Consider the following 16,283-nt stretch of genomic DNA (forward strand, 5'->3'; position numbering starts at 1 on the left):
GAAATATCTTAGCCCCAGCTCACCCCAAGCTGCGAACTCAGATCATCGAAAACACGAGAAGCGACCTCGGGATTCCGCGCAATCGGACGCTGCCAACCCGCCGAGAGTTTGTTGTTGTAGTACATCCCCGAATCCACCTCCTCCGTGAGGAACCGAACCAACAATCGGCCACCAGCATCAGGAGAATCGAACCGCTTTCCAATCGCGCCCGAATACAACCGCCCTAATGCCCCCGATGTTCCCTGCGCAAAACCCGTTGCCAGAACACCAGGATGGAATGCCACCGATCGCAGTCCATGCGCGTGGAAATAACGCGTCATCAAAATATCGCCCAGTTTTGCGTTGCCGTAGGCCCTCTCAGACGAAAACCTCCGTGAGGAATCAGGATCGTCCGGACGAAACCACGACATCAACGCATTAGCTATCGACGCCGTCTGAACCACCGTCGCAGCTTCCAGCTGTGGGCGCAATAACGACGTCAACAAAAACGGTGCCACCACATTGACCTGCCATGTCCGCTCCCACCCGTCACGAGTGATGACGGGGCCGTCGAAAAGCCCGCCCGCATTATTCGCCAGACCATCAATGCGTGACAGGTCACCAAGCTCCGCAGCCAACCGGCGCACCTGACTCAAATCCTCAAAATCCGCCACATGAAAACGCACCCCGCACTCACGTGCAATAGCCTGCGTCTTTACCGGATTCCGGCCAACGATAACCACACGATCATCAGGAAATTGACGACGCAGCCGCCGCACCGCAGCAGCCCCAATCCCATCCGAAGCGCCAGTAACAACAAAGGTGCGTTCATTCATCATGGGAGCGATTCTAACCCCATCCGCCTCTTAATCAACGACGATGAATTTTATTCTGAGCCACACTCACACCACGCTCAACCACAAGACGAACCGCATCCGCCCCACAACGAACCGCCGCATCCAATACCTCACCAGAATCCAACGCACCAAGCACATAGTCCGGCACCGTTTCCCCACGGGGAGGGCGACCAATTCCCACCCGAATCCGCACATAATCCCGAGTCCCCAGCCACTGCGACACCGACTTCAACCCATTGTGGCCATTCTCATTACCGCCAACCTTCACCCGAACCTTATGCGCCGGCAGATCCAATTCATCATGAACCACAACAACATGATCCGGCGACACCCCATACGCCTGGGCAATTGGCCCCACAGTCTCACCGGAAGTGTTCATAAACGTCGACGACCGCACCACCAACACGCGGCAACCCCCGATCTCCATGACGGCGCCAGACGCCTTGAACCCACGCAGAGGCCGCAATTCAACAGGTCCCAACAATTCATCAACCACCATATATCCCACGTTATGGCGTGTCGACGCATACCGAACCCCAGGATTACCCAACCCCACAACAACCCAATCCACAGGCTTGACCTCCGACAAACCCGATTGGCCAACACCACGAATACGAGCGACAACATCACTAAAAAATCCCATGATCTAAGTCTGACACACCTCCCCGTGAGGAAACGAAAGTCGTCTATTATCCCAGAAATAGGCAGCCCGTGGGGAACAAAAAAGGGGGAGAGCCGTAATTGTGGATAACTCTCCCCGTGGGGAAACGTCGAAAGGCGCAATGTGGAATTTTTCTGCTGAACAAATTCGGAAAACGTTACAGTCCGAGCCTATGAGCATTACCGCACAGCTGGCTGCGCTCGCGGGCCACGGGATCGAATTAGCGAAGGAAATCTTTGCTCACGGGACGAGTCTGAAATCCAAAGAGGACCTTGCCGCTGTGTTGGGATTCGATCCGACTCGCGTGGGGCGTTATCAGAAAACCGCGAAAGCGCTTTTTGGCCCCACGGATCAGCCACAGCTGCGAGCTCAGGCTATTGACATCGCTCAAAAGAACAATTTCAGCATTGATGTGTTGGCATTGATTAACTGTAAAGTAGGGCGGCTCGCTGATGCCCTTCTCCGTGAGGAATTTCGCCTCGAGCTTCACCGGTTTGCAGTCGATAATGGCTACACGGCGATCAAACAATTCGCCGACGATCAGCTCGAAAAGCGCAATGGTCCTAACCCCGCGCGTCAACATTCTCTACGGTATGCGAGGTTTTCCCATCACCCCGATGCCAATGGTATGCGATACCTCATTACGAGCTTGCCTGATGAAACGATGACGGCGATCGAAGCGAAACTCGTCGATAAGGCAAAAGCCCGCAAAAGCAACACAATCTCCATGCAACAAGCGCTTGCCGACGCACTTTCCGATGCGTTGCTTGGCGATTTTCCGGTGTCCCAGTCATCGCGTCCTCTCCGTGAGGGACTCATCATGATCCCCGCCGATGGTTGGCGTCACGTGGGGGATCAGTGGCTAGTTTCTACGGATGGTGCGAAGATTCACGCTTCTGAGCTAGCCGATCATTTACTTGCGGATTTCGGATATGCCATCGTCTACGACGAAATGGCGGAGCCTGTGGATCTTTATCGAACGCAGCGCTTTGCTAATGACAAACAGCGTTTGATTCTTACAGCTGATCAACTGTTGTGCGCGGATCCGCAGTGTACCCGTGCTGCGTATCGCGGCCAGGCCCATCACATCGAGGCTTGGAAAAACGGTGGCGACACGAATTTGAAGAATCTTTGTCTAACATGCGGTCCACATAATGCACACAATGATGATGACCATGCCAAAGGGAAGCACAAAAACGGCCACTACGTGAGGGATAAACACAACGGCCGGATTGGATGGCAGCCCCCAGATCCTACGAAACCGATTCGTTTCAACAATCACGTGTTGGCCCAGAAGTCTGCACGCTCGTGGGCAATCAGGCATTTCGGGTTGTGATATCTTTTCGCCTATGGACTTAGCGAAATTGCGATCAAAAGCTGTCAAAGGCAAGCATAAAAAGAAATGCTGCAAGTCCAATCCGCGGTGCAAAACTTGCCCGGTTGTACTGCACCGACTCAAGAAATCCGGCGCCCTCAAGCTTGACGACGCCGCCCTCAAACATGCCTTAACTAAAGCTCGGAAGTGGTAATCCTCTCCACCTCGTCTGCCGCATCTGCGCACACAATCGGCAATTCAGACTGCTCAATTTTAGAAAAAGGCTTCAGCACAAAACTTTTCGGAGCCATCCGTCCTGGTGGACGACCGATTCCTATTCCGCCACGGATATAATCCTTTGTTCCTAAAGCCTGTGTGATTGACTTCAACCCGTTGTGCCCGTGGTCCCCACCCCCGTGGCGAAACTTGATGGCACCGAACTCAAGGTCTAAGTCGTCGTATAAGACAACGATGTGGTCTTTATCTACCGTAAAGAAATCCGCGAGTTTCCTCACGGAAGGGCCCGTAACATTCATAAACGCCCGTGGCTTTGCGACGATCACCCGCTGCGTTCCCAACCAAGTTTCTGCCATCAAAGTGTTGGTTTTTTTATGCACGGTGAGTGCGGCAGGTACGGGACTGGTTCTCGTGAGGATTTCGTCGATAGCCATGTAACCGATGTTATGACGTGTTTTTGTGTATTCCGGTCCTGGATTTCCGAGGCCGACGATCAGATATGGCGAAGTCACAAAGGTATTGTGGCAGCAAAAGCCGGCCTGTACAAAACAGGCCGGCTTCGAGGATTTTTACTCTTCGCCTTCTGCAGCTGGAGCTTCTTCGGCGTCTTCGCCTTCAGTCTCTTCTGCTTCTTCAGCAACTTCTTCATGGTTGACGGAAGCGATAACGGTCTCAGCGTCTGCAACCAAGGAGGTGTTGGCTGGCATTGTGAGGTCGCCTGCGAGAACCTTGGAATCTACGTCGAGGCCTTCGACGGAGAAGGTGATCTCTTCTGGGATGGAGAGAACGTCTGCCTCAACGAGGACAACGTCAGCATCCTGAACCAAGGTGGTGCCTGGTGCGGTCTCGCCGGTGAGAACCACAGGAACCTCGACCTCAACCTTTTCGCCGCGCTTGATGGCGAGGAGGTCAACGTGGTCAGCGTTGAGGGTCAAGACGTTCTGATCAACGTGCTTGATCATGGTGAGGTGCTTCTCGCCCTCGATGTCGAGCTCGATGATGGCGTTAACGCCGTGCGCGCGGAGAACAGCGTGCAGCTCGAGACGGTTGATGGAGAAGTGGATTGGAGCCTCAACGTCTACGCCGTAGATGACGCCAGGAACCTGACCTGCAACGCGGAGACGACGAGCGAAGCCCTTGCCGAATTCGTTACGGGGTTGTGCAGCAATGGTGGTGTAATCAGCCATGTGATAACTCCTTGTCGTTGTTATTTTTCGACCGCAGCATCACGCCTAAAAGTGCACGAGGAATGATAAAAGCCTGCGGTCAACTCGAAAATGTCGTCGTCGAGTCTTCGCAGGCAAACAAAGCTTTTGAATACTATCGCGTCGATAACGGCTTTGATATTTCATAGAAATTCGCAGCCCTCGCCGAGACGGACGAAACAATACCACAACGTGCGGTTTTCTATCAACTAACTTGCTGGAGGATGCTCACGGAGAGAGGCGCGACCGTCCACGAGTTCGTTTCGACCTGTTTGTCCGTGGGGAACACGTGGTCGTCGAGAAGCACTGCGAAGCGCCCCTCCGTGGGGATCGAGCATGGGTGTGTTGAGAAGTTGATAGCGACGGTGGTTTGTTTCCCCACGGAGTAGGTGAGGAAGTCACCGCTTACGTGCGTTGCTTCGTAGAGCTCGTTGATGTTGTCGTATGTGGTGGGGAACAGCTCGGTGTGGGTTTTTCGGAAGTTGTTGAGGTTGCGAAGGAGCTGGACGCTGTGGGGGTGTTGTGCGGCGCGGTCGTAGTCGATGGCGTTGATGTGGTCGGGTGAGTTGTAGGAGTTTTCGATGTTGTTTTTTGTGCGTGCGAATTCTTGCCCTGCGTGGATGAAGGTGATTCCGCAGGCGAGGTATTGGATGGTGGTGGCGAGTTGGCAGCGTCGGATGAGTTCGTCGTGAGGCGCGTCGGGTAGGAGGTGGTGGAGGCGGTCGTAGAGGGTGTGGTTGTCGTGGGCTTCGACGTAGTTGACGGTGTGGTTGGCGCTGGTGAAGTTGAGTCCTGGGAGGTGTTGGGCGCCTTTGATGTTGTTGAAGAGGGTCCACATGTGTTCGGGGTTGTGGTCGCCGGTGAGTAGTCCGCGGGAGTTGGAGCGGAATGTGCTTCCTTTGAGGGTGTCGCGGAGGGAGTCGTTGAAGTGGGCGATGCGTGGCATGTGGGCAGCGTTGTGTTGGTTGGCTGGGAGGATGTGTCGCGGGTGGTTGCCGAGGTTCCAGCCTTCGCCGAGGATGATGATGGAGGGGTCGATGGCGTCGAGGGCTGTGCGGATGGCGTTCATGGTGTCGACGTCGTGGATGCCCATGAGGTCGAATCGGAAGCCGTCGAGGCCGTATTCGGTGGCCCAGTGGGTGACGGAGTCGATGATGAACTTGCGCATCATGGGGTTTTCGGAGGCGGTTTCGTTGCCGCAGAAGGTGCCGTCGTGGAAGGTGCCGTCGTCGGTCATTCGGAAGTAGTGACCGGGGGCGGTGCGTTCGAGTGGGGAAGTGGTGGTGTCGTAGACGTGGTTGTAGACGACGTCCATGATGACGCGCAGGCCTGCGTCGTGAAGCGTGCGGATGGTGTGTTTGAGCTCGTCGATACGCGCGAAGGGGTCGTGGGGGTTGCTGGAGTAGGAGCCTTCGGGCGCGTTGTAATTCATGGGGTCGTAGCCCCAGTTGTATTGGGCGTTGTAGCTGAGGTCGCCGGTTTCGTCGACGGAGCCGAAGTCGAAAATCGGTAGGAGCTGGATGTGGGTGACTCCGAGGCTCAGGATGTAGTCGAGGCCACTGGGGTTGCCAGCGGTGGTGTGGGTGTCGCGTTCGGTTAGCCCGAGGAAGCGACCTTTGTTGTGGATTCCGCTGTTGGGGGCAATGCTCAGGTCGCGTACGTGTGCTTCATAAATGATGGCGTCAGTGGGCGCGGTGAAGGCTGGCATGCGAGGCACAGGGGTGGATTGCGTGACGACGACCCCATGCGTTCCGTTAGCCGTGACCGTCCGAGCATAAGGGTCTACCGATTCTGTAGTTTCCCCACGGAAGGAAAGGCCGTAACGATAACGTTGTCCGTGGCAATCACCATCGAGTTTTGCTTCCCACACCCCATCGCCGATGGGGTGCATGCTCACGGTGCGGTCTTCGATGAGGAGGTCGACGGTTGCAGCGTCGGGGGACCAGACTCGAAAACAGGTGTCCCCGTGGGGAGTGAGGAAGGCACCGAGTTGGCCGGTGTAGGAGTTGGTTGTGATCATGGTGGGGTTCTCCTTCCCGTGGGGAAACTATGCAGTTGTTTATTGTCTCATGAGGGGTGGGTGGAGTGAGAAAAATCCCGCGTGCAAGGTATTCGCGCGCGGGATTGTGTGTTCCGTGAGAGGTTAAGCTTGGCCCTCGAAGAGGGTGGTCACAGAGCCGTTTTCGAAAATTTCGTGGATGGTCTTTGCCAGCAGTGGTGCGATGGACAAGACAGTGAGGTTGTCCCAGCCTTCGGTGGATTGTGGCAAGGTGTCGGTGGTGATGACTTCCTTTGCACCGCACTGGGAGAGGCGTTCGCGGGCTGGGCCGGAGAATACGCCATGGGTGCAGGCGATGATGACGTCTTCGGCACCGGCGTCGCGAAGGACTCCAACTGCGCCGGCGATGGTTCCGCCGGTGTCGATCATGTCGTCGAGAAGGATGGCGGTTTTGCCAGCTACGTCGCCGACGACGCGGTTGGCGACGACTTCGTTGGCAACGTCAACGGAGCGGGTCTTGTGGACGAATGCCATGGGGGCGTCGCCCAGTGTGTTGGCCCACTTTTCAGCGACCTTAACGCGGCCGGCGTCTGGGGAGACGACAACGACGTTGTCGAGATCGTACTTGCCCTTGATGTAGTCCGTGAGGATTGGCATCGCGTGCATGTGGTCGACTGGACCGTCGAAGAAGCCTTGGATCTGGTCGGTGTGCAGGTCGACGGAGACGATGCGGTCCGCGCCGGCGGTGCGGAGCAGATCTGCGACGAGGCGAGCGGAGATGGGCTCGCGGCCGCGGTGCTTCTTGTCCTGACGTGCGTAAGGGTAGAACGGCAGGATTGCAGTGATGCGCTTGGCGGATCCACGCTTGAGGGCGTCGATCATGATGAGCTGCTCCATGAGCCACTTGTTGAGTGGCTGGGTGTGTGACTGGAGGACGAATGCGTCGCAGCCACGGACGGACTCTTCGAAGCGGACGAAGATTTCACCGTTGGCAAAGTCGCGTGCGGTGGTTGGGGTGATTTCTACGCCCAGTTCCTTTGCGACGGCGTCGGCAAGCTCTGGGTGGGCGCGACCAGTGAATACCATCAAATTCTTCTGGTTCGCGGTCCAGTTGTGCGAAGTCATGTTTTCGCTTAACCTTCCTTGGTTTCGTGGGCATGTGCCTGACGGGCGGCATCGGCAGCTGGAGTGCCAGGGCGGTTCTTTTCCACCCAGCCTTCAATGTTGCGTTGTTTGCCGCCGGAGACGACGAGTGCTCCCGCGGGAACATCCTCTTTAATTACTGTACCTGCTCCAGAGTATGCGCCGTCACCCACGGTGACTGGAGCGATAAACATGGTGTCGGAGCCGGTGCGTACATGGGAGCCAATTGTGGTGTGGTGTTTGTTCACGCCGTCGTAGTTCACAAAGACGCTGGAGGCTCCGATGTTGGATTCTTCCCCCACGGTGGCGTCGCCGATGTAAGTCAGGTGTGGCACCTTGGAACCGCGTCCAATCTGGGCGTTCTTGGCTTCGACGAAGCCACCGAGCTTGCCGTTTTCGCCTACCACGGTTCCTGGGCGGATGTAGGTGAAGGGGCCAATGTTGGCGTGTGCGCCGATTTCGGAGTCGAATCCGTGGGTGCGAATCACGTGTGCTTCTTCGCCGATGACCATGTTGGTCAAGGTGGTGTCGGGACCAATCACACAGTTGTCGGCGATGGTTGTTCTCCCCAAAAGTTGGGTACCCGGATGGATAATAACGTCACGTCCGATGGTGACTTCGGAGTCGATCCATGTGGTGTCGGGGTCAACGATGGTGGCACCGTTGCGCATGGCATCTTCGACGAGACGCTGGTTAAGGATTTTTCCTGCTTGGGCAAGCTGAACGCGATCGTTGACTCCGGCGAGTTCACGGTGATCGTGTGCGCGGTACGCGCGAACGGGGTGGCCTTCGGTGCGGGCGATGCTTAAAACATCGGTGAGGTAGAGCTCGCCTTGGGCGTTATTGGAATCTAATTTGCCGAGGCTGGAGCGCAAAATGGCGGAATCGAAAGCAAAAACACCAGAGTTGACTTCGGTGATCTTGAGGGTTTCTTCATCACCGTCTTTTTGCTCAACAATGGCTGTGACTTCGCCTTCGTCGTTACGTACGATGCGGCCATAGCCGGTGGGATCGTCAAGCGACATGGTCAGTACTGTGACGGCCGTGGGGACGGCGGTGTGGGCGTCGACAAGCGAGCGAAGCGTTTCGGATCGCAACAATGGGACGTCGCCGTTAGTGACCACGACGGTGCCTTCGAAGCCTTCGAGTTTGTGCATCGCGCATTGAACAGCATGGCCAGTGCCGTTTTGTTGCTCTTGGACCGCTACGGAGATTTCGCAGCCCACGGTGGCAGCAACGGCCTCGACCTCGGGGCGGACTTGCTCACGACGATGTCCGATGACTGCCACGATGCGCTGTGGGCTTAATCCTGCTGCTGCGTGCAGGGAATGCGCCAGCAGCGAACGACCACCGATCGAGTGCAAAGTTTTTTGTTTTGCGGATTTCATTCGGGTGCCAGCTCCGGCCGCTAACACGATCACTGCGCTGGAATGGGGATTGCTCACAGGTGACATACTCCTTGGAGAGACAAAGTCAGGTGGCGGACTATTCCGTCGCCACCGCGTCTGATAATTAGTGTGCCGTACTAGCTTATAGCGATGACTCAGTGCACGAAAGCTCACGCGCCACTGCAACCAATTGTGCGGCAGCAGGAGGAAGGGCTCGTGGCCCTGACCACACAGCAGTCAGGGGACGGGTGAGGTCGATTCCCTCCGTGGGGATTCGTGTGAGCGATCCTGCAGCTAGATCGTCTTTAACTACCGTATGCGATAAAACTGCTGGGGCTGATCCGGATAAGACTGCGGAACGAACCGCGGCATTGGAAGAAACTTCTAGTTTGATCAGCGGCGGCTGCCCTAAGGCACGCTCCAAGCAGATTCGTGTTCCGGATCCTTTCTCGCGGTTTATTAATGGTGTGGTGGATAGATCTGTGGCGGTGACGCGGTCGCACTGTGCCATGGGGTGGTCGGGTGTGCACACCACGATGAGCTCGTCGTGTGCAACCACACTGTGATGGATTCCGGCGCTAAATTCGGGGGCTTCGATGAATCCGAGGTCCCATTGACGGCGGTGGAGTCCCGCGACAACTTCTGAGCTGTTAGTGGTGGTTAAAGCCAGCACTGGACCGCCCCAGGCGTGGAGCCAGTGTGGGAGTAGGTGATCGGCGATGGTGTTGCTGGCAGCGATTCGTAGCCCCACGGGGGAGCCGCCGAGGTTTCGGGTGGCTGCTTCGAGGTCACGGTATCCGCGGATGATGGCTCGGGCATGGTGGACGACGGTGTGACCAGCGGTGGTGAGGGTGGTGCCTTGTGGGCCACGGTCGAGAAGCTGGGCGCCTAGGCGTTGTTCGGCGCGGGTGAGGGATCGGCTGGCATTTGCTTGCGACGTTCCCACGATGTCCGCAGCGGCGCTCACGCTGCCGTATTCGTCTACTGCAATGAGGAGTGCGAGTGCTGCGGGCTCGACGAAAGTTTTCACGTGTGTCACTCTACCAAGGGGTATATCCGGTGCACATGGGGGAGTGAATAACGTGTGTTACCACTGTTCCATCAACGCGTGCCACAGTAATGATTCGTGAATAACAACCCGCTTGCTTCTTCTACCCAGCCGCAACCCCTTCCCGTGCCTGGGCCTGGTCCTGTGTGGTTCCCGTCCGTGATGGGTACGGGCATTTTGGCAAACTTGTTGCAGACCCATGCAGGGCGTCTGCCCGGTGCACATGGCCTAGCCCTGCTGGTCTTGATTGTGGCGTGGGCATTGCTGTTGTTTTTAAGCGTTGGTTTTATTGTTCGCGTGATGCGCGATTCGCAGGTTTTTACGGCTTCGGTTCGTGCGATGACGGCGCTACCGTTTTGGTCCACAGTGTCGATGGGCTATTTGTCTGTGGGGTCGGCGTCCACAGTGGTCATTCCGTCATATTTGCCGCAGTGGCACGATTTGGTTTGGGTAGTAAATACGTGGATGTGGATGTTTGGAACTGCCGTCGGCGTATCTACGGCGCTGGTTTTTGCGTTCCGACTTATTGGAGTAGATCGTGGTGATCCCACGACTGTGTGGGGGCTGGCAGTGGTGGGGCCGATGGTGTCGTCGACTACTGGCGCTAATTTGGCTGCGCACGTTCCCCACGGGGTGGTGTTGTGGCTGCAGGTGGCCTCGGCGGCGTGTTTCTTCTTGTCGTTTTATGTGGGTTCTGTGATTTTCTCGTGTGCGTATCACCACTTTTGGCGGGTTGCTACGATCCCTGTTGCTGCTTCGGCGTCGGCTTGGATTCCTTTGGGCATAGTGGGGCAGTCCACGGCAGCGGCTCAGGCGATGGCATTGCAAGCAGAGCATGTTCTTCTCCAGGGATTTGGTCATTCAGTCCATCAGATTGCGCACACCTATGGCTGGATTATGTTTGTGGTCGGTATTCCTATGGTGGCGTGGGCGTGTGCGATTACGATTCGCGGTTTTCGCAAGCGTATGCCGTTTAGCCCAGGTTGGTGGGCGTTGACATTCCCCATCGGTACGTTGGCGTTGGGGGCTACGTTGCTTGGTGCGGGTACTCAGATTCAACCCTTGGTGTGGCTGGGTGCGATGGGGACGTTGTGCCTTGTGGGGACGGTGACGTTGTGCTTAGTGGCGTCGGCACGCGCGGTGCTGCGTGGGAGCTGATCTCCGTATGATGGGGCTTGTGAAGTACTTCATGGGCCCACATGTATGGCAGCGCACGATTGCTGATCTTGATGCGCTGGGGCATCAGCGCGTCGATATGCTTGAGCAGGCTGAGGCTTACATTAATACGGAGCCGCGTCCGCAGCGGATCCCTAAAATCCCCGAGTCGGTCGGTTTTGTGCAGCATTGTTTTACAGGCGTTAACCAGCTTATCGACGCCCATGTGATCACCGATACTGGGGTTCGCTGGGCGAATATGGCCGGTGGCTTTGCGCAACCGGTTGCTGAGTCAGCTTTGGCGCTCATGCTTTCGCAGGCGCATCATCATAAGGCTTTTGCACTCGCGGGAACGTGGCGGGTAGCCCGCGATCTTGACCGAAGCCAGCAGTGGCTACATTCGGTAGGGGAACCGCGTTGCGTGGTGATCTTTGGTGCGGGTGGAATTGCACAGGAATTGATCCGGTTGCTTCAGCCCTTCGGCGTGCATGTTATTGCTGTGAATCGTTCAGGACGTGGTGTTGCTGGCGCTAATGAGACATTCGCTATGAAAGATGCGCATGGGCTCTGGTCACGAGGGGATTTTATCGTCAATATTTTACCGCTGACGAACGAAACAAAGAGTTTGGTCAATCGCGAAGTGTTTGCACAAATGAAGCCCTCGGCGATCTTTATCAACGTGGGGCGTGGTGCCACTGTTGTAACCGACGACCTTGTCGACGCACTACGTCGTGGAGTTATCGCCGGTGCAGGTCTAGAAGTGGTCGACCCCGAGCCGTTGCCAGATTCCCACCCGCTACACAGTATGCCGAACTGTACGATCACTCCGCATATGGCAGCTTCTGATCATGTAGCCGAACTTCATGTGGCGCGAATCTTTGATGCAAATGCCCAAGCTTTTACCCGTGGGGAAACGATGCCAACGGAGGTGAATCCGCACTTAGGTTATTAGGCGCAGGTGTGTACGGTTAACTCTTATGCAATGGCGTCTTTTTACTCGGCCGAATCAGGTTCCTCCACGCATGGTGACGTGGTCGTGGCTTGCGCCGGCCACCCCCTCGATTAGTCGTGACTGCCTGCCGCCTCGTGGATGGGGGTCGGGGCCGAAGGCAGCATGGTCAGTATTGTGGATGTACCCGTGGGTTAGCGTGTACACGGTAGCTGTGATGATCGCTTCGTCGTTGGCGTCGGTGGGAGTGTCGGCGGTGATTGGCCGCGCGGTTGACGGCACGCTGGGCAGCGGAACGCTTGCCGACGCTCTAGCTCCGATGGCTGGTGTCGCAGCCTTTTTATGGATGGTGTATCTGTGTGAGTCCACTGCTGATGCAGTGACTGAGATCGCTATTCAGCGCGGTGTTCACCATGTTCGTTTCGCACTGGTGCGACGTCTTTCTACCTCTCATCCGAGCGATCTCACCCCAGGTCAGCTGTTAAATACCGTGGACGAGGATGTCCAACAGTTGGTCAGCGTGAAGCAGAATTTCAGTTTCCCAGTGGCCATGTTTGCCTATCTTTTGGGCACCGTGGTGGCGATTGCGCAGTTTTCACTTCCGCTGGGTGCGGCGGTGCTGGGTGGTGGTGTTGCTACGGCGGCAGTGTCTTATTTCACGGGTAAGGCGATTGCAAAAGTTTCTGGTCAGCGGCGCAATATGGAGTCCAAGTCGGTGTCGTTGGCTACAGATTTAGCCCAAGGTGCGCGCGTGGTTCGCGGCCTGGGCGCAGTCGATGCCAGTGAACAGCGTTTCGACGCTGCCACTGCGGCCGCCTTGACGGTTATGCTTCAAGACGCGAAGGTGTTTTCCATTACCACCTTGATTCGCCAAATGATCCCGATGATTTTTACTCTCGCGGTGCTGTCCTACGGCGGATGGCTCACGATGCGTGGAGACATTTCTTCGGGGCAGTTCCTCACGGTGACGCTGCTTGCCGTTCCAGCTCTTTCGATTACGGGATATTCGTTGGGATTTCTTACCGACTTCTGGGCGCGCGCGGTTGCCAGCGGACATCGTATTAACAAGCTGTCGGAGCAGCTGGCTCAACATCGCCACGGGGAAGCACAACGCAGCGTCCATATTGACTCTGGACTCACAGTTTGGGCGCCTACGACTCCTCGCGCACGAGAAACAGTGCACGAACTTACGGAATACCTAGTCCAGCACCGTGGAGCTATTGCTGCACCTCATGCTGTCAGCGTTTTCCAAGGCACACTCACCGACAATATCGATCCGTTGCAGCAGCTTTCACCAGAAGAAATAGAGCGGGTGATTGAGGCTAGTTGTAGTACCGATGTTGTTCAACGCCTCGGTGGCGTTCCCCACGGGGGAGTGCCGAGTGCACTCATCGGAGAATCCGGTCTCAACCTGTCTGGCGGCCAACGCCAACGTGTCGCCTTAGCGCGGGTATTGGGGATGAACCCAGAGATCTTGATTCTGGATGAGCCAACAACGGGTCTAGATGCTGTGACACTTGATCGTGTGACGGCAGGTGTGAAGGAATTTCGTCAAGGAAAGACCACAATTGTGATTACGACTTCGCGGGCGTGGGCGGCGGTAGCCGACACAGTAGTTGGGGATAAGGAACTGGCATAGATGGCTACGGTTACTGATTCTGCGCTGCTGCAGCCGGCGTCGATACGCGAGGTCGGTGCCTTTTTAGTCACCTTGCCGTCTCGTCCGAGGCTGACATGGTGGGCGCTACTAGTCGGAAACTTCACGGTGGCGCTGACCGCTATGGTGGTGACGTCCGCTGCGATCGGTGCGCTTGTGGACATTATCAATGGGGTTGATCGTTTCCCATTCGGAACAGGGCAGCGAGCCTTTTGGCTGATGATGGCTGTGATCGCCGTCGGACTGCTTCTGGATACGGTTGGGCGTGCCTATGGTCAATATATTGTGAGCTCGCGAGCTCGACTACTCAGCGTTGATGTTCGTCGCGCATGTTTGGTATCTGCCTTGCGTGCGCCTATCCCAGATATCGTTGCGCTGGGAACCGGAAATGTGATCACCCGTCTGACCAAAGACATTGACGAGGCAGTTCGTATCGCCAACATGATCGGCGTGCGCCTTATTATCACCTGCCTTATGTTCCCGTTTACTTTTGTGGCGTTAGGACTCATCCACTGGGGTTTTGTGGTGGCATTCATCCTCGTCATGCTGGCGATATACCCCTTCGCCAAAGCAAACCTCGCGCTTCTTCCCACAGCAACCAACAGCTTTTCCGATGCTGAGGCGCAACGCAACAACTTGCTCTTGGACACCATCAAGGGGCTTCCCACACTGCGTGCGTTGGGGCTGCGTGACTGGGCTACGCGGCGTTTAGAGCACACCTCGTGGCAAACAGTGATCAAAGCTGCGGACCGCATGCCACTAGTAACACGACTGCTACGACACGGCACTATTGCCTATACCGCGATTGTGGTGGTGTGTTTTTGCATCGCAACGTGGCTAACTCACAATGGCCACATCACCTTTGGTCAAGCAACCGCGGCCATCACATTGGTGTCACGCATGGAAATGCACGTGTTTAATGTGATGTTTTTCTCCGGCGACATCCAAAACGCCTTGACCAGCCTCGGTCGTGCAGTGCGCCTTGCTACCTTGAACCACCAACACACCAAGCCCACCCCAGCGGATCTTCGCACCCCGCCGACGGTGAGTGTTCGTGACCTCACCTTTGCATACCCCAGTGGCGCGACCGTGTTTAACTCCATCAACCTCACCTTGGCTGCCGGAACGACCACGGCACTCGTTGGGGCATCTGGTGCCGGAAAATCCACGCTAGCCGGAATTATCGCAGGACTGCAACGTCCCTCCAGTGGGCACGTCTATATCGGCGATCACGCAACCGACACTATCGACGACGCTTGGACCTCACGGCACGTTGCCCTGATAAGCCAAGAAGTCCATATCTTCGCCGGCACGCTTCGCGACGACCTCTCCATGGCCAAGCCCTCAGCCAGCGATGCTGAGATCCTCGATGCCCTTGCCGAGGTGGGATTGCACCCGCATTCCGCAACTTGGCAACGGTGGCTACCCCAAGGACTAGACACCGTCGTGGGTGCAGGAGCCGCGGAACTCGCACCTGAAATCCAACAACAGATCAGCCTAGCCCGCATCATTTTGTTGCAGCCACCGGTGCTCATCATGGATGAGGCAACAGCTGAAGCAGGCAGTGAAAACGCACGGCAGCTGGAAGCCGCAGCCACCGCTGTGGCCAAAGGGCGCACGTCGTTGATCGTTGCTCACCGACTGGACCAAGCACAGTTGGCAGATCGGATCATCGTGATGGATAACGGTGAGATCGTGGAGGATGGTACACACGACCTCCTCCTAGAGGCAGGCGGCCGTTATGCAGAACTGTTTAAAAAATGGCAATAGGAGATGGGCGTAATTTCGCTGTTAGTGGGGCAGATTTCCCATGAGAACAAAATGTATGTAGGATACTTTTCCGGAAGTAGTCAGCACTGCTGGATACTGCCTTTCCCCATGGTGTAATCGGCAACACTACGGTTTTTGGTACCGTCATTCTAGGTTCGAGTCCTGGTGGGGAAGCATTTCAATCCCATCGAATCACGCAGATTCGGTGGGATTTTTGCATGAGCAGTGGAGTAACAGCGTGCCGTCTTGTCTAGGAGGTAGGCTGAACAATTATGGTTCGACAGCGGATGAGTGGCATTCAACGCCGTGAGCAATTGATCGCGATTGGTCGCGAGGTATTTGCTGAGCGTGGTTTTGATGGTGCAAGCATGGAGGAAATCGCGGCACGCGCTGGGGTATCCAAACCTGTGGTGTACGAGCACTTTGGCGGCAAAGAGGGTATATATGCCGTGATCGTGGATCGTGAGATGGTAAAACTCCAATCGGTTATTACGGGGTCCATGCAAACGGGGCGTTCACGTGCTCGCATTGAGCAGGCCGTGGTGGCGTTGTTGACTTACGTGGAGGAAGAAACGGACGCGTTTCAGATCTTGGTGCGGGATATGAAAGCAGGCCAAGATCATAGCTACTCCACGTTGCTTAACGACGCCGTCGAGCAGGTTTCCCATATCCTCGGCCAGGCGTTTGAGCGTTCTGGATTAAATCCGGAGAATGCGACGTTGTATGCCCAAGCGCTGGTGGGCATGGTTTCTATGACTGCACAGTGGTGGTTGGATCGTCGTAAAGAGCCCAATGCGGCGACGAAAGAGCAGGTCGCTGCTCACATCGTAAATCTGTGCTGGAACGGGCTTGCCGGTATGGAGGCAAACCCGCAGTTGTCTAACATTGATAGTCCTCCAGAGACGTTGGGCGCCCACTAA

The 16,283-nt window shown here is 56.2% G+C and carries 15 protein-coding genes; 7 read left to right on the forward strand and 8 right to left on the reverse strand.

Going from position 1 to position 16,283, the window contains the following annotated elements; all coding sequences use genetic code 11:
* Nucleotides 1–8: 8 nt before the first annotated feature.
* Nucleotides 9–818, reverse strand: coding sequence for an SDR family NAD(P)-dependent oxidoreductase (locus tag CIP100161_RS04270; protein ID WP_155872156.1), 810 nt, complete (start codon nucleotides 816–818; stop codon nucleotides 9–11).
* 31 nt (nucleotides 819–849) lie between these two features.
* Nucleotides 850–1,479, reverse strand: coding sequence for an aminoacyl-tRNA hydrolase (gene pth, locus CIP100161_RS04275; protein ID WP_155872158.1), 630 nt, complete (start codon nucleotides 1,477–1,479; stop codon nucleotides 850–852).
* Nucleotides 1,480–1,669: 190 nt separating this feature from the next.
* Between pth (CIP100161_RS04275) and CIP100161_RS04280 the strand changes: the two genes are divergently transcribed.
* On the forward strand, nucleotides 1,670–2,833 hold the full coding sequence (locus tag CIP100161_RS04280) for an HNH endonuclease signature motif containing protein (RefSeq protein ID WP_155872161.1): 1,164 nt from the start codon (nucleotides 1,670–1,672) through the stop codon (nucleotides 2,831–2,833).
* 13 nt (nucleotides 2,834–2,846) lie between these two features.
* Nucleotides 2,847–3,026: a hypothetical protein gene (locus CIP100161_RS12430; protein WP_166443142.1), complete on the forward strand. Its 180-nt coding sequence runs from the start codon at nucleotides 2,847–2,849 to the stop codon at nucleotides 3,024–3,026.
* Here CIP100161_RS12430 and pth (CIP100161_RS04290) read toward each other — a convergent pair.
* The 6 genes from pth (CIP100161_RS04290) to CIP100161_RS04315 all read right to left on the reverse strand — a co-directional run bounded on the left by pth (CIP100161_RS04290) (nucleotide 3,007) and on the right by CIP100161_RS04315 (nucleotide 9,823).
* Nucleotides 3,007–3,561 carry an aminoacyl-tRNA hydrolase gene (pth, locus tag CIP100161_RS04290; RefSeq protein ID WP_155872162.1) on the reverse strand — a complete coding sequence of 185 codons (555 nt, stop codon included), beginning with the start codon at nucleotides 3,559–3,561 and terminating at the stop codon, nucleotides 3,007–3,009. The genes CIP100161_RS12430 and pth (CIP100161_RS04290) overlap by 20 nt on opposite strands.
* A 57-nt stretch (nucleotides 3,562–3,618) precedes the next feature.
* Nucleotides 3,619–4,236 carry a 50S ribosomal protein L25/general stress protein Ctc gene (locus tag CIP100161_RS04295; protein WP_155872164.1) on the reverse strand — a complete coding sequence of 206 codons (618 nt, stop codon included), beginning with the start codon at nucleotides 4,234–4,236 and terminating at the stop codon, nucleotides 3,619–3,621.
* Nucleotides 4,237–4,459: 223 nt separating this feature from the next.
* Nucleotides 4,460–6,274 (reverse strand): type I pullulanase, encoded by a 1,815-nt coding sequence (gene pulA / locus CIP100161_RS04300; protein ID WP_155872166.1) that lies wholly within the window; start codon nucleotides 6,272–6,274, stop codon nucleotides 4,460–4,462.
* Nucleotides 6,275–6,397: 123 nt separating this feature from the next.
* Entirely contained in the window at nucleotides 6,398–7,378 is a 981-nt protein-coding gene (locus CIP100161_RS04305; protein WP_155872169.1) for a ribose-phosphate diphosphokinase, read from the reverse strand.
* Between the two features lie 8 nt (nucleotides 7,379–7,386).
* Nucleotides 7,387–8,850: a bifunctional UDP-N-acetylglucosamine diphosphorylase/glucosamine-1-phosphate N-acetyltransferase GlmU gene (gene glmU, locus CIP100161_RS04310; RefSeq protein WP_155872171.1), complete on the reverse strand. Its 1,464-nt coding sequence runs from the start codon at nucleotides 8,848–8,850 to the stop codon at nucleotides 7,387–7,389.
* Between the two features lie 76 nt (nucleotides 8,851–8,926).
* Nucleotides 8,927–9,823, reverse strand: coding sequence for a LysR family transcriptional regulator (locus CIP100161_RS04315; protein WP_155872173.1), 897 nt, complete (start codon nucleotides 9,821–9,823; stop codon nucleotides 8,927–8,929).
* 87 nt (nucleotides 9,824–9,910) lie between these two features.
* Between CIP100161_RS04315 and CIP100161_RS04320 the strand changes: the two genes are divergently transcribed.
* From CIP100161_RS04320 to CIP100161_RS04340, 5 genes are all read left to right on the forward strand, one after another.
* Nucleotides 9,911–10,990: a TDT family transporter gene (locus CIP100161_RS04320; protein ID WP_155872175.1), complete on the forward strand. Its 1,080-nt coding sequence runs from the start codon at nucleotides 9,911–9,913 to the stop codon at nucleotides 10,988–10,990.
* Nucleotides 10,991–11,009: 19 nt separating this feature from the next.
* Nucleotides 11,010–11,939, forward strand: coding sequence for a D-isomer specific 2-hydroxyacid dehydrogenase family protein (locus tag CIP100161_RS04325; protein ID WP_155872177.1), 930 nt, complete (start codon nucleotides 11,010–11,012; stop codon nucleotides 11,937–11,939).
* Nucleotides 11,940–12,009: 70 nt separating this feature from the next.
* On the forward strand, nucleotides 12,010–13,575 hold the full coding sequence (locus tag CIP100161_RS04330; RefSeq protein ID WP_155874525.1) for an ABC transporter transmembrane domain-containing protein: 1,566 nt from the start codon (nucleotides 12,010–12,012) through the stop codon (nucleotides 13,573–13,575).
* A complete protein-coding gene (locus tag CIP100161_RS04335) occupies nucleotides 13,576–15,363 on the forward strand; it encodes an ABC transporter ATP-binding protein (protein ID WP_155872178.1) in 1,788 nt (595 codons plus the stop codon).
* A 272-nt stretch (nucleotides 15,364–15,635) separates the two neighbouring features.
* Nucleotides 15,636–16,283 carry a TetR/AcrR family transcriptional regulator gene (locus CIP100161_RS04340; protein WP_155872180.1) on the forward strand — a complete coding sequence of 216 codons (648 nt, stop codon included), beginning with the start codon at nucleotides 15,636–15,638 and terminating at the stop codon, nucleotides 16,281–16,283.

It is taken from the genome of Corynebacterium rouxii (genome assembly GCF_902702935.1).
Classification (GTDB): Bacteria; Actinomycetota; Actinomycetes; order Mycobacteriales; family Mycobacteriaceae; genus Corynebacterium; species Corynebacterium rouxii.